The 12,478-nt window shown below is 63.8% G+C and carries 11 protein-coding genes; 3 read left to right on the plus strand and 8 right to left on the minus strand.

The window, feature by feature from the left end; genetic code table 11:
- Positions 1-9 precede the first annotated feature (9 nt).
- Positions 10-1,575 carry a peptide chain release factor 3 gene (locus tag FHS84_RS08630; RefSeq protein ID WP_243850867.1) on the plus strand — a complete coding sequence of 522 codons (1,566 nt, stop codon included), beginning with the start codon at positions 10-12 and terminating at the stop codon, positions 1,573-1,575.
- Between the two features lie 6 nt (positions 1,576-1,581).
- Here FHS84_RS08630 and FHS84_RS08635 read toward each other — a convergent pair whose 3' ends face one another.
- From FHS84_RS08635 to FHS84_RS08650, 4 genes are all read right to left on the minus strand, one after another.
- Positions 1,582-2,748: an OmpA family protein gene (locus tag FHS84_RS08635; protein WP_166933030.1), complete on the minus strand. Its 1,167-nt coding sequence runs from the start codon at positions 2,746-2,748 to the stop codon at positions 1,582-1,584.
- A gap of 142 nt (positions 2,749-2,890) precedes the next feature.
- Positions 2,891-3,541, minus strand: a complete 651-nt coding sequence (locus FHS84_RS08640; protein ID WP_166933032.1) for a DUF2336 domain-containing protein — start codon at positions 3,539-3,541, stop codon at positions 2,891-2,893.
- Positions 3,542-3,618: 77 nt separating this feature from the next.
- On the minus strand, positions 3,619-4,767 hold the full coding sequence (locus tag FHS84_RS08645; protein WP_166933034.1) for a type III PLP-dependent enzyme domain-containing protein: 1,149 nt from the start codon (positions 4,765-4,767) through the stop codon (positions 3,619-3,621).
- A 282-nt stretch (positions 4,768-5,049) separates the two neighbouring features.
- The gene (locus tag FHS84_RS08650; protein WP_166933036.1) at positions 5,050-5,580 is read right to left on the minus strand and encodes a Spy/CpxP family protein refolding chaperone; all 531 of its coding nucleotides are present in this window, start codon (positions 5,578-5,580) and stop codon (positions 5,050-5,052) included.
- Between the two features lie 145 nt (positions 5,581-5,725).
- On the opposite strand from FHS84_RS08650, the gene FHS84_RS08655 reads away from it, so the two are divergent.
- The gene (locus tag FHS84_RS08655) at positions 5,726-6,487 is read left to right on the plus strand and encodes a polysaccharide deacetylase family protein (RefSeq protein ID WP_166933038.1); all 762 of its coding nucleotides are present in this window, start codon (positions 5,726-5,728) and stop codon (positions 6,485-6,487) included.
- Here FHS84_RS08655 and FHS84_RS08660 read toward each other — a convergent pair whose 3' ends face one another.
- The 4 genes from FHS84_RS08660 to FHS84_RS08675 all read right to left on the minus strand — a co-directional run bounded on the left by FHS84_RS08660 (position 6,488) and on the right by FHS84_RS08675 (position 9,827).
- The gene (locus FHS84_RS08660; protein WP_166933040.1) at positions 6,488-6,964 is read right to left on the minus strand and encodes a DUF934 domain-containing protein; all 477 of its coding nucleotides are present in this window, start codon (positions 6,962-6,964) and stop codon (positions 6,488-6,490) included.
- A 210-nt stretch (positions 6,965-7,174) separates the two neighbouring features.
- Positions 7,175-8,830: a nitrite/sulfite reductase gene (locus FHS84_RS08665; RefSeq protein ID WP_166933042.1), complete on the minus strand. Its 1,656-nt coding sequence runs from the start codon at positions 8,828-8,830 to the stop codon at positions 7,175-7,177.
- Entirely contained in the window at positions 8,817-9,152 is a 336-nt protein-coding gene (locus FHS84_RS08670; RefSeq protein ID WP_166933044.1) for a DUF2849 domain-containing protein, read from the minus strand. The genes FHS84_RS08665 and FHS84_RS08670 overlap by 14 nt, the downstream gene beginning before the upstream one ends.
- Positions 9,153-9,251: 99 nt before the next feature.
- On the minus strand, positions 9,252-9,827 hold the full coding sequence (locus tag FHS84_RS08675) for a hypothetical protein (protein ID WP_166933046.1): 576 nt from the start codon (positions 9,825-9,827) through the stop codon (positions 9,252-9,254).
- A gap of 145 nt (positions 9,828-9,972) precedes the next feature.
- On the opposite strand from FHS84_RS08675, the gene FHS84_RS08680 reads away from it, so the two are divergent.
- On the plus strand, positions 9,973-12,438 hold the full coding sequence (locus tag FHS84_RS08680) for a glycoside hydrolase family 9 protein (RefSeq protein WP_166933048.1): 2,466 nt from the start codon (positions 9,973-9,975) through the stop codon (positions 12,436-12,438).
- The last annotated feature ends 40 nt before the right edge of the window (positions 12,439-12,478 follow it).

The following is a 12,478-nucleotide window of genomic DNA, read 5'->3' on the forward strand; positions in this document are numbered from 1 at the left end:
CCGCCCGCTATGACCACCCTGTCCGAACAAGCCAACCGCCGCCGCACCTTTGCCATCATTTCGCATCCGGACGCCGGCAAGACCACGCTGACCGAACATTTGCTGCTGCTCGGCGGCGCGATCCACGAGGCCGGCCGGGTGAAGGCGCGCGGCGAGGCCCGCCGGGCGCGCTCGGACTGGATGAAGATCGAGCAGGAACGCGGCATCTCGGTGACCTCGGCGGTGATGACGTTCGAGTATCACGACGCGGTGTTCAATCTGCTCGACACGCCCGGCCACGAAGACTTTTCCGAAGACACCTATCGCACGCTCACCGCCGCCGATTCCGCCGTGATGGTGATCGACGCCGCCAAGGGCATCGAAAGCCAGACCCGCAAGCTGTTCGAGGTCTGCCGCCTGCGCGACATCCCTATCATGACCTTCATCAACAAGATGGACCGCGAGGCGCGCGATCCGTTCGATCTGGTGGACGAGATCGCCGACCAGCTCCAGCTCGACGTGTCGCCGATGTCGTGGCCGGTCGGGCAGGGGCTCAATTTCCGCGGCGTCTACGATCTTTATACGGAGGAGTTCTCGGTCTACGGCGGCGGGCGGCTCGGCGGCTCCCACGTCGAAGCCCATCTGTCGATCGAGGAAAAGATCCAGTTGATGGAGGAAGTCGACCTCGTCACCGCCGGCCTGTCCCGCTTCGACGAAGCCGAGTATCGCGCCGGCCGGCTGTCGCCGATCTTCTTCGGTTCGGCGCTCAAGAATTTCGCGGTCGCCGATCTCCTCACCCACCTCGCCAAGCACGCGCCCGCCCCGCGCACCCAGACCGCCAAGGACCGCATCGTCGAACCGGCCGACGAGGAAGTGTCCGGCTTCGTGTTCAAGGTCCAGGCCAATATGGACCCCAACCACCGCGACCGTGTCGCCTTCGTGCGGCTGGCGTCGGGCGAGTTCAAGCGCGGCATGAAGCTGACCCAGTCGGGCACCGGCAAGCAGATCGGCATCTACAATCCGATCCTGTTCTTCGCCCAGCAGCGCGAGACGGTCGACGACGCGTATCCGGGCGACATCATCGGCATTCCCAATCACGGCGTCCTGCGCGTCGGCGACACGCTGTCGGAATCCGGCAAGATCGTCTTCACCGGCATTCCCAACTTCGCGCCCGAAATCCTGCGCCGGGTGAAGCTGTTCGATCCGATGAAGCAGAAGCATCTGGCGCGCGCTTTGACGTCGCTGGCCGAAGAAGGCGTGACGCAAGTGTTCAAGCCGACCATCGGCAGCCAATGGATCGTCGGCGTCGTCGGCCCGCTGCAGCTCGACGTGTTGAAGTCGCGCCTCAAAGCCGAATACGGCCTCGATGCCGATCTCGAAAATTCGCCCTACGACACCGCCCGCTGGATCGGCGGCGAACCGGCCGACGTCGAGAAGTTCGTCGACAGCAACAAAGGCGGCATGGCGGCCGATCGCGACGGCGCGCCGGTGTTCCTGGCCAAGAGCCAATGGGAACTCGGCTACGTCCAGGAGAAGTTCCCCAAGATCAAATTCGCCAAGACCCGCGAACGCGCCGACGTGATGGCGGAAGGCTGATCGCCGTTACGGGGCGGCCTTCTTCAGCGTGATGGTTGCAGCCCGTTCGCCATTGGGTTTCGGCTCCTCGGACGTGTCGATGACATTTTCGGCGATGCCCAATCTGGCGAGTTCTTTGGCAACCTCTTTGGCGCGCGCCTTGCCGAGTTCCTTGTTGGCGTCCGGTTTGCCGGAGGAATCCGTTTCCCCCTGCACGAGGATTTTGGCGTAGCCGCCTTTCTTGAAGGTGTCGGCCACCTTTTTGATCTCTCCTGCGGCCTTCTCGTTGAATTCCGAGCCCCTTATGAAGGTGACCTTCACCGGTTGAGCATTCGCATCGGATGCTGCCGCAAGCTTGTACTGCTTGTAGACCGCGCAGTCGTTCAGAAGAGCATCGCGGTTGTTCGATGTCGCCAGCAGCGTGTTCGTCCTGCCCAAGACGCTGTCTTTGTCCGCGCCTTCGGGAGCGGTGACCGTGCCGTCGCTGTTCAGCTTGGTGTACATCAATTGGATGTCGCAGACTCTTTGGCGAATGCTGGTATCGGTCTGGAGCGAAGCCAGCGCTTCCGTCCACGATCCGGCGCGCGCGTAGATATAGAGATCGACGGCCGCTTCATACATGTTGCGATAGCCGAAGGGCGTGCCGAGCCGGGCCACGATCGTGTTTGCGGCCGCCGACCGGTTCGTGCGCATCTGCAGAAGAATGAGCTCGATCGAATTCTTGTACAGAATGTCCTGGTTCAAGGTGGCCTTGAAGGCTCCGAGCCCGGCGGCGGCGGCGTTCAAGATCTGACTCGTTCCGCCGGTAGCAAGGGTTCCGGCCGTGTTCAATCCGACCGAGGCCGTATCGAGTGTGGCGTTGCCGTAGGTGACGGTGCCGTGCACTGCATCGGAAAAATGCGCCCAGCGCACATCGATCAGCAGCATCATCGCGTAGGTGCACTTGCGGATTTGGTCGGCGTTCGCGGCGCCGGTCCAACTGTCTATTCCGTTTTGGGAGCAAGGCGTCGGCAAATCTTCCGACCGCGCGTCGTAAGCGGGATTGGCTTTGTCTTTTTCCTTCAGCAGATAAACATTATCGGCGATCAGCGCTTGTCCTTTGTAAAGTGACTCCGCTTGGTTCTGCCAATAGGTGCATCCGCTGCACGCCAAACCGGCCAGCGCCGTCACGGCGAGGTTGCGAAAAGTCGACATCTCACCCTCTCCCGGATTTCCCGTATTAAGGGTATTAGCGGGCGCGCGAGTATGCAATCTGAAGTGGCGCCAGGGCGGCCATCCGCACCAGCGTTATCAACAGCGATTGTATGTGTTTGCGACCGAATTGCTGGTCGGCGGACTATTCCGCCGCCGCGACGTGTTCCGGCTGGGTGTCGGCGTTGGTCTTGCGCCAGTCATGCACCAGCAGCGCTGCCGCTTTCGGCGCCACCGTGTCGAACACGGCGAGCGGCAGGTCCGGTGCGCCGCGCAGAAGCGCGACTGCCGAGAAGCTGGCGCGGTCGAGGCCGAGGCCCCGGCACAATACCGCCAGCGGTTCGCCGCCGGCATCGCCGAGCACCAGCGACAGCGTCCGCCGCGGGATGGCGGAAAGGCGCGCCAGGGTGCCGAGGAAATCGCCTTGGCGGTTACGGGCGGCGGTGAGCACCGCGGTACGGTCGACCGGCAGCGGCTCCGGCACCGCGCCTTCCAGCTCGTTGCGCATCAGGATTTCGCGGCGCAACGGTCCGGGCGCGGCGAGATAGAGCGCGTTCATCAGCTTGAGCGGGACATCGGCGTGGCCGGCCATGCGTCCAGCGAGGACGGTTTGGGTTTCGCCGTCGGCTTCGCGCAGCGCCGTCTCGAACAGCGCGATCACCGGCGCGCGCATGGTGTCGTGCCAGTCGGACGGCCAATAAAGAACGAGATCGCAAAGTTCGCGGGCCAGAGGCGACCAACGCCGCTCTGCTGCCAAACCCAGAAGCTGGATCAACCGCTCCTTCGCGTCAGCCATAACCCACCCCACTACCCGAGGCACACTATAGCAGGGACATTAAGAATTTGTGGGAGAAGCCGTGCGGCTAACGGTCGTTAACCATCCAGTTCGATCCAGGTGTCGTTCCAGAAGCCGTTGAAGGTGGTGCGCACCGCCACCGTGTAGGCGCCCATGGCGTCGAACACGATGAAATCGCCGGGTGTGATGCTTTCCGGCAGCATCTGCGGCCGCGGCAGCACATCGAGCGTGTCGCAGGTCGGCCCGTACACGCGGTACGGCTTGGTCTTTCCCGCGAGCGGCATCACCCGCCCCATAGCGTCGCGGGTGAAGACGCGATTGGGATAATCGGCATCGAAGCCGGGCAGGGTGAGTTCGTCGAACGAGCCGTAGGTGCCGTCGTTGAGGTAAAGCCGGTCGTTCTTGCGCGACACAACCTGGGTGATGACCGATACGCCTTCCGCCACCAGCGCCCGTCCCGGCTCGCAATAGAGCGGCAGGCCCGGAATCTCGAGCGTGTCGATCGCTTCACGGATGGTATCGAAATACCAGAGATAGGGCGGCACGTCGTTGTTGAGATAGGGCGCCGGGAAGCCGCCGCCGATATCGAGTGCGGTGATCTTGACGCCGGAACGGTCGATGGCGCGGCGCACGATCTCCACCGCCTGGGCGTAGGAGAACGACGACAGGCACTGGCTGCCGACATGGAAGGTGATCGCCGGCTTGGCGCCCGCCGCGACGACGCGCTTCAACAGCCGGGCGCCTTCTTCCGGATTGGTGCCGAACTTGGACGAGAGTTCGAGCAGTGCGCCGCCGAGCGCCGCCGCCAGCCGCACGAAGACGCGGATCTTGGAGTGGTCGGGAATCTCGCCCAGGAGCTTGTCGAGTTCGTAATCGGAATCGACGACGAAGTCGGTGACGCCGAAATCCTCGAACGCGGCCTTGGCGTGGCCGGTGAGACGGACCGGCGCCATGAAGTGGCAGACCGCGTCGGGAAACCGCGTCTTGATCATCCGCACTTCGCCGAGGCTGGCGGTATCGAAATGGCGGATGCCGGCGTCCCACACCTGGTCCAGCACCAGCGGCGCCGGATTGGCTTTCACCGCATACATCGGTGTGCCGGGGAAACTGTCGAGAAAGCGCACCGCCGCGGCTTTGAACTTGGCGGGCTGCAGAGCGTAAATCGGCTCGATCGGCTTCAGCGTGCTGATGGCTTCTTCGACAGTGGCAAAACGCGGAATCGCCATGGACAGGGTCTCGTCACGCGCGTCCAGGAAAAGTGGGCACCCGTTTTCCGTCCGGAAGCGCGATAAGCAAAACCGCCCACCGCCGCTACATGGGGCAGAGGGGGGTGGGGGTCAAGAGGCGCCGTAAAGAGGGAGGGACCTGGGAGCCGGTTTGGAGGGGATGTCCACCGGTATTCCCAGGTCCCGCCTGCTCGATTGCGGGGGCAGTGCGAGCAGGAAGCAAAGCGACCGGACGACGCTTTGCACGCGCGGCGCGGCCCGCAACAAGCCGCGCCGGAAGGGTTACTGCATCGGATGGTTCCAATCGCCGTGGCGGTCCATCGGCCCGCGGCCGTCATGGAAGCGCCGCATCATCATCATGCGATCGCCCATGTGTTCGCGCGCTGCGCGCTTGAGCACGGTCTGCTGCTCAGGCGTGAGCACCTTGACCAGGGCTTCGAGCGCCGGGGTTTCGGCCTTGAGGGCATTGAGGCGATCCTCGAGCCGGGCGATCTGGTGCTGGCGCAGCTCCATGATCGAGGCATCGCGGCCGGGCGGCGTGAAATCGGCGCACTTGGTGCTGTGCGCCTTGGCGTCCTTCAGCTTGATGTCTTTCCAGCGTTCGAACGCGCCTTTTTGCGACGAGGTCAAAGCAAGGCGGGTTTCGAGTTCCGCCAGCTTGCCGACCGCATGGGCGTAATGGTTGGTGCACATCTCGGCGTGATGCTTGGCGAAGTCCGCCGAGCGGTCGGGCGGCGGAGCTTGTTGGGCCAAGGCGGCCGGTGCAGCCAACGTCATGGCGGCCGCAAGTGTCAGAGCGGATACGAATTTCATGGGGTTCTCCCGGTGTTCGTCGGGAATTGAACGGCAGGCTTTGCGGCTTCCGTCTCGCCCGTCGCTGAATTCTGCGTCATGGAGGTTTTTGCGCCCGCCGGCGGAACGCCGTATACGCTCGGCCGGCGAACGAACGAGGCGAACAATGCGGACGATTGTGGCGGTTCTGACTGCGGCGGGATTGGCGGCGGGACTGACGATGGCGGCGGGGGCCTGGCCGGGCGGCAAAAAAGTAGCCGTGGTTCTGACCTACGACGACGCGCTGACCTCGCAGCTCGACATCGCAATCCCCGCGCTCGATGCCGCCGGATTGAAAGGCACGTTCTTTGTGACCGGCTCGGGTCTCAAGCCCGAAACCATCGGCCGCTGGCGGGCGGCGGCGGCGAACGGTCACGAACTCGGCAATCACACGCTCTTCCACGCCTGTTCGCGCGCGAGCTATCCGGCGCCGGAGCGCTACACCACCGAGGCTTACACGGTCGACGCCATGCTGGCGGAAATCCGCACCATGAACACGATGCTGACCGCCATCGACGGCAAGGCCACGCATGCGATGGCGACGCCGTGCGGCACGCATACGGCCGGCGGCACCGATTATCTGCCGGCGCTGCGCCAGAGCGGCATGGTGCGCTACGACCGCGGCGTCGTCGGCACGCCCGGCGATCCGCTCGATGTGCCGAGCATGTGGTTCTCCGACAAGGCTACGGGTGCCGAGATGATCGCGGCGGTCGAGAAGGCCGAACAGACCGGCGGTATGATCGTGCTCGGTTTTCACGGCGTCGGCGGCGATTATCTGACCGTCTCGGCCGAGGCGCACGCCCAACTCGTCGCCTGGCTCAAGGCCCATGCCGATACCGTCTGGGTGGCGCCGTTCTCGACCGTGCTGGACGCGGCCGGCAAGAACTAGCTACCGCATCGCGACGATCGTCGTCCGTCCGTCGGCGCTGGGCTGATAGACGTTGGTCATCTCGGTAAGCGCGCGCGCGAACAGTTCGGGAGTGATCGACGGCGGCAGTTCGAACGCGTCGACGCCGACCCGCTTGAGGAAGGCGATCTGGTCGTAGAGGAAATCGCCGCGCGCGCGGATTTCGCCGGTGAATTTAAGACGGGTGCGGAGGATACGCGCCCACGAGAACGGCCGCCCGTCGCGGAATTTCGGAAATTCCAGCACCACCAGACTGAGCCGGTCGAGATCGGAGCCGAGCGCTTCCGGCGACTGGTCGGAATCCAGCACGATGCCGAGCTTCTGATTGCGCGCCAGAAGATCGCTGCGTTCGGCGCGGAAGCGCTTCAGCGAAACCACCACCGCCCCATCCGGCAGCGGCGCGTCGTCGGCGACCGTGACATACGTGTCTTCGGCAGGGAGGTTGTTTTTGATCAGCATGAAACTTTCCTCCCTCGCGGAGTCGCGACAAGCGTACCGCACATCGTTCGAATAGCGGGGGAGGTGGACACGAAGTGGCCGGAGGGGGGACTGAAAACCGCCTCAGCCGTCCCGTCTTCCCCCCCTCCGTCGCCGGACGGCGACACCTCCCCCGCTATCTGCCAAGCGTGCGGCGTCTCTGCCGAAGCTCCGCGGGGGAGGAAAGAAAGATCAATGCGCCGCATGGAGCTGCTCCCCGTAAGCCACGTTCTTGAACGGCTCCATGCCGAGGCGGCGATAGGTGTCGAGGAAGCGTTCGCCCGGCCGGCGCAGCTTCAGATAGACATCGACCACGCGCTCGACCGCATCGGCGATTTCGTGCTCGCCGAAACCGGGGCCCATGATTTCGCCGATCGAGGCATCTTCCGCCGCCGAGCCGCCGAGCAGGAGCTGGTAGTATTCGACGCCTTTCTTGTCGACGCCGAGGATGCCGATATGCCCGGCATGGTGATGGCCGCAGGCATTGATGCAGCCGCTCATCTTGATCTTAAGTTCGCCGATATCCTCCTGCCGGTCGAGATCGGCGAAGCGTTTGGCGATCTCCTGGGCAACCGGGATCGAGCGCGCATTGGCGAGATCGCAGTAATCGAGGCCGGGACAGCAGATGATGTCGGTGATGAGACCGGCATTGGGCGTCGCAAGCCCGAGCACTTGCAGCCGTGCGAACACGGCGGGCAGATCCTTCTGGCGCACATGCGGCAGCACCAGATTCTGTTCGTGGCTGGCACGGATTTCCGTCAGGCCGAAATCGTCCATCAGTTGCGCCACGGCGTCGAGCTGGTCGGCACTGATGTCGCCCGGCACGCCGCCGATGGGCTTCAAGGAAATCGTCGCCACGGCATAGCCGGGCTGTTTGTGCGGCGTGACGTTGTTGACGATCCAGCGGCCGAGGTCCCCGTCGGTCGGCAAGGCTTCGTCGGTCAACCTCTCGAAGTCCGGCGGCGCGAAATAGGCGGCGATGCGGGCGCGCTCTTCGTCCGGCACCTGCAAATACCCGGACGTCTTGATCTCCTGGAACTCGCGCAGCACCCGTTCGCGCATTTCGTCTTCGCCGATGCTGTGGGCAAGGATCTTGATGCGGGCCTTGAAGATGTTGTCGCGCCGTCCGTTCTCGTTGTAGACGCGCATGATGGCTTCGAGAAAACCGAGCAGATCGGGCTTTTCGACGAAATCGCCGACGACATAGGCGAGATAAGGCGTGCGTCCCATGCCGCCGCCGACCCAGACGCGATAGCCGGTGCGGCCTTCGTCGTTCTTGACGATCTCGACCGCCGCATCGTGATAGCGCAGCGCGGCGCGGTCGTGCGGCGCGGCGATCACCGCGATCTTGAACTTGCGCGGCAGGAAGCTGAACTCGGGATGCAGGCTCGACCATTGCCGGATCAGTTCGGCAACGGGGCGCGGGTCTTCGATCTCGTCGGCGGCGGCGCCGGCGAAATGATCGGCGGTGACGTTGCGGATGCAGTTGCCGCTGGTCTGGATGCAATGCATCTCGACGGTAGCGAGTTCGGCGAGGATGTCCGGCACGTCCTTCAGCTTCGGCCAGTTGAACTGCATGTTCTGGCGCGTCGTGAAGTGGCCGTAGCCTTTGTCGTACTTGCGGGCGATCTCGGCGAGCTTGCGCAGCTGGCGCGCCGACAGCGTGCCGTAGGGCACCGCGATACGCAGCATGTAGGCGTGAAGCTGGAGGTACAGCCCGTTCATCAGCCGGAGCGGCTTGAACTGGTCTTCCGTCAGCTCGCCGTTCAGCCGCCGCTGCACCTGAAAACGGAATTGCTCGGTGCGCTCGGCCACGAAGCGGGCATCGAACTCGTCATATCGATACATCGTCATCCCTTTCGGGGGCCGCCGGCGAGGTTGTGCCGGTGGAGCCATACTTCGCCTGCTTGCCGAGATCGGTGCGCACGCTCGGACCGGCGGCGCGGATGATCTCGCGCTCCTTCACCGGCCGGCCGTCCTTCACCTCGAACAGGTAGGGATTGACCACGAGATTGCGCGCCACGAACTCCTTGGCGGCGGCGAGGGCCGTGTCGGCCACGGCGGCGTCGGTGAAGCCTTCGGCCTCATCCAGATTTTCCACCCAACCGCCACCGCGCCAGTAGAGGACGCGGCCATCGATCAGCCGGTTTGCGGTAAGCAATTGAGGCATCAGCGGTTTCGTTCCGAGTAGAAGGGGTAGTGTCGATGTCATACATGGCATCAATGTAGATAAAAGAAAAGAACAAAATGTTGCTGTTAAAAGTAATGCTCAGCGGCCCGCGGTCTTGACCCGGCTCCAGAACTCCGGCCGGACCATCACGCTACGCAAAGCGGCGAAAAGCTGCTCGCGGGTGGTGAAGTGACAGACCCGCTCGAAGTCGTCGATCGCCTTGATCTTGGCGCCGGCGCCGGTGGCGGCATCGGTGTCGGCGTCCAGCCATTTCGCATCGGCATTGGCGGGATCGCAATTGGGCATCACCGTCTGCCAGAAGCCGTTTTTGCCCACGACGATCAGGCCGTACATGTAGGCACTGTCGTTACGGTTGTAGGTACCGTAAACGAACACGTCGTAGCCATTGGCGGTGGTAAGGTAGTTCAGCACCACGGTGTGGGTCCGCCATGGGCCTTCGGTGCCCTTGGCGTCGAGATGCGCCTCGGCATAGTCGTACCAGCCGTCCGGTTTGGCCGTGAGCCGGGCATGATAGCGCCGGTCGCCCGAGCCGTAGGTCCAGTCTTTGCCGGTCGCAATCGGCTGGCGGGCTGCTGCCGGATCGAGCAGCAGATCGTTGGACTCGTAGCAACCGGCGAGGAAGAGGCCGATCAGCAGGATCATCCAATACCGCACGATGCCCTCCGCGCCCTGATGCGAAGCACCGTCATTATAAGCGGGATTAGACGGAAGTCGCACATCCTGCAGGGCAAGCGCCGGGGTGTGTGCATTGCGGGGCTTGGTGCGTCTTCATTATGGTAACGCTCACAGGGAGAACCACATGTCAAAAAAAATAATGGCCGCTGTGGCGGTAGTAACGCTGACCGGTCCCGGCTTCGCCGCAGGATTGGCCGTAAGTCCGAATGAAACGCTGGAAAAGCCGGGCTTATCGGTGATCGTGCACCAGAACGCCTTCCATCCGGTCTTTCGCGACGAGAAGAACGGCGGGCTGCAGATCGTGCTGCACGACCAGCGGATCGCCACCGACGGCGAGGTCCGGCTCAATCCGACGCCCGAACAATGGGACCCGGTGCCGGCGATGGTGAAGCGCGAGCACACGGCAAAGGCGATTTCGGTGACGTCGGGCTACGCCGACATCGGGTTTTCCTATCACATCACCGTGAGCCCGGAAGGCGACGGATTCCGCATCGCGGTCGATCTCGACAAGCCGCTGCCGGCGAACCTCGTCGGCAAGGCCGGCTTCAATCTCGATTTCCTGCCCGTCTCCTATTTCGGCAAGACGTTCCTGATGGGATCAGCGCCGGGCCTCTTCCCGCGCCAGCCGAGCGGACCGATGAAGAAAGACGGCTCCGGCGATCCCGAGCCGGTGGCACAAGGCGCGTCCAAAATCGTGCTGTCGCCGGAAGACCCCTTCACGCGCGTCGGCATCGTTTCGGATACCGCGCCGCTCGCCCTTTATGATGCGCGCAACCGCGCCCAGAACGGCTGGTTCGTGGTCCGCGCCTTGATCCCGGCCGGTGCGAGCAAGAACGCCATCGTCTGGCATGTGACGCCGAACGTGGTGAAAGGCTGGGTGCGCCCGCCGGTCGTCTCGTTCAATCAGGCCGGCTACACGCCGAACCGCGCCAAGGTCGCGGTCATCGAGATGGATCCGCGCTTCAAGGCGCCGGCCGATGCCGAACTGGTGAAGCTCGACGCCTCCGGCAAATCGGTTGTGGCGCTGCGCGGCAAGACCCAGCCGTGGGGTACCTGGATGCGCTACAAATATGCCCGCTTCGATTTTTCGAAAGTGAGCGAACCCGGTCTCTATGCCATCCGGTTTGCGGGCCACACCACCAATCCGTTCCGCATCGCGCCCGACGCCTATGCCCATATCTGGCAGCCTTCGCTCGACACCTATCTCCCCGAGCAGATGGATCATGTCGAAGTGCGCGAGCAGTATCGCGTCTGGCAGGGGCCCTCGCATCTGGATGATGCGCGTCAGGCGCCGCCCAACATCGATCACTTCGACGGCTACAAGATGGGCCCGAACCTGGATTCGCCGTTCAAGCCCGGCGAACACATTCCCGGTCTCAATGTCGGCGGCTGGCAGGATGCCGGCGATTACGACATCCAGACGCTCGACAATTCCGGCGTGGTGCGCAACCTCGTGTGGGGCCGCGAACTGTTCGATCTGAATTGGGACGAAACCAGCATTGATGAAGATGCGCGGCTGGTCGAAATCCGCAAGCCCGACGGCATCAACGACGTCACGCAGCAGATCCGTCACGGCGTCTTGCAGCTTCTGGCGCAATACAAGGTGTTCGGCCATGCCATTGTCGGCATCGTCGATCCGACCTTGAAGCAGTACACCCATCTCGGCGATGCCGCGTCGCAATCGGACCGGCTGGTGTACGATCCGGCCTTGAAGCCGAACCAGACGACCGGCGACTATTCGGGCAGGCCCGACGACCGCTGGGCCTTCACCTCCGACGTGCCGGTCGACGATTACGCCATGGCCGGTGCGCTCGCGGCGGCGTCGCGTCAGCTCAACGACAGCGATCCGGCGCTCGCCGCCGAAGCGCTGGCCGCGGCCAAGACGCTATGGGCCAATCAGCAGAATCCGGGCGATCGGGTGAACCGGCCCGAGCGCGGCGACTGGACGGCCCATATGCTGGAGCCCGCCGCGGTGTCGGCGACGGTGGAGCTGGTACTCGCCACCAAAGGCGACCCCATCTACACCGCCAAGCTCAAATCGCTGCTGCCGGTGATCCAGAAAGGCTTCTTCTTCCTCGGCGAGACGGCGGTACGCGCCATTCCCTACATGGATGCGGACTACAAGGCGGCGCTGCGGGCCGCGACCGTCGCCGCCAAAACCCAGATCGACAAGGAGCTCGCCAAGACGCCGTTCGGCGTGCCGGTGTCGCTCGGCACCTGGGCGGGGTCGGGTCAGGTGGCCCAGTTCGGCGCCTCGGCCTGGATGCTGCATCAGGCTTTCCCGGATGTGATCGGCACCGAGTACACCCTCGCTGCCATCGACTATCTGCTGGGGCGCCATCCGGTGCACAATCTCTCGCTGGTGACCGGCGTCGGGGCACGCTCCAAGCAAGTCATGTACGGCCACAACCGCGCCGACTTCTCAAGTGTGCCAGGCGCGTTGACGCCGGGCGTCCTGGTCATCAAGCCGGATTTCCCGGAGCAGATGGATGTCTGGCCGTTCCTGTGGTTCGAGAACGAAGCCACGGTGCAGACGACCTCGACCTACATCCTCGCCGCCTGCGCGGCGATTGCGGCGACGAAGGAATAAACATCGACGCATAAAAAAGCCGCCGGGCGAGAGGGATCGT

Origin of the sequence: Rhizomicrobium electricum (assembly GCF_011762045.1) — a bacterium.
GTDB classification, from domain to species: Bacteria; Pseudomonadota; Alphaproteobacteria; order Micropepsales; family Micropepsaceae; genus Rhizomicrobium; species Rhizomicrobium electricum.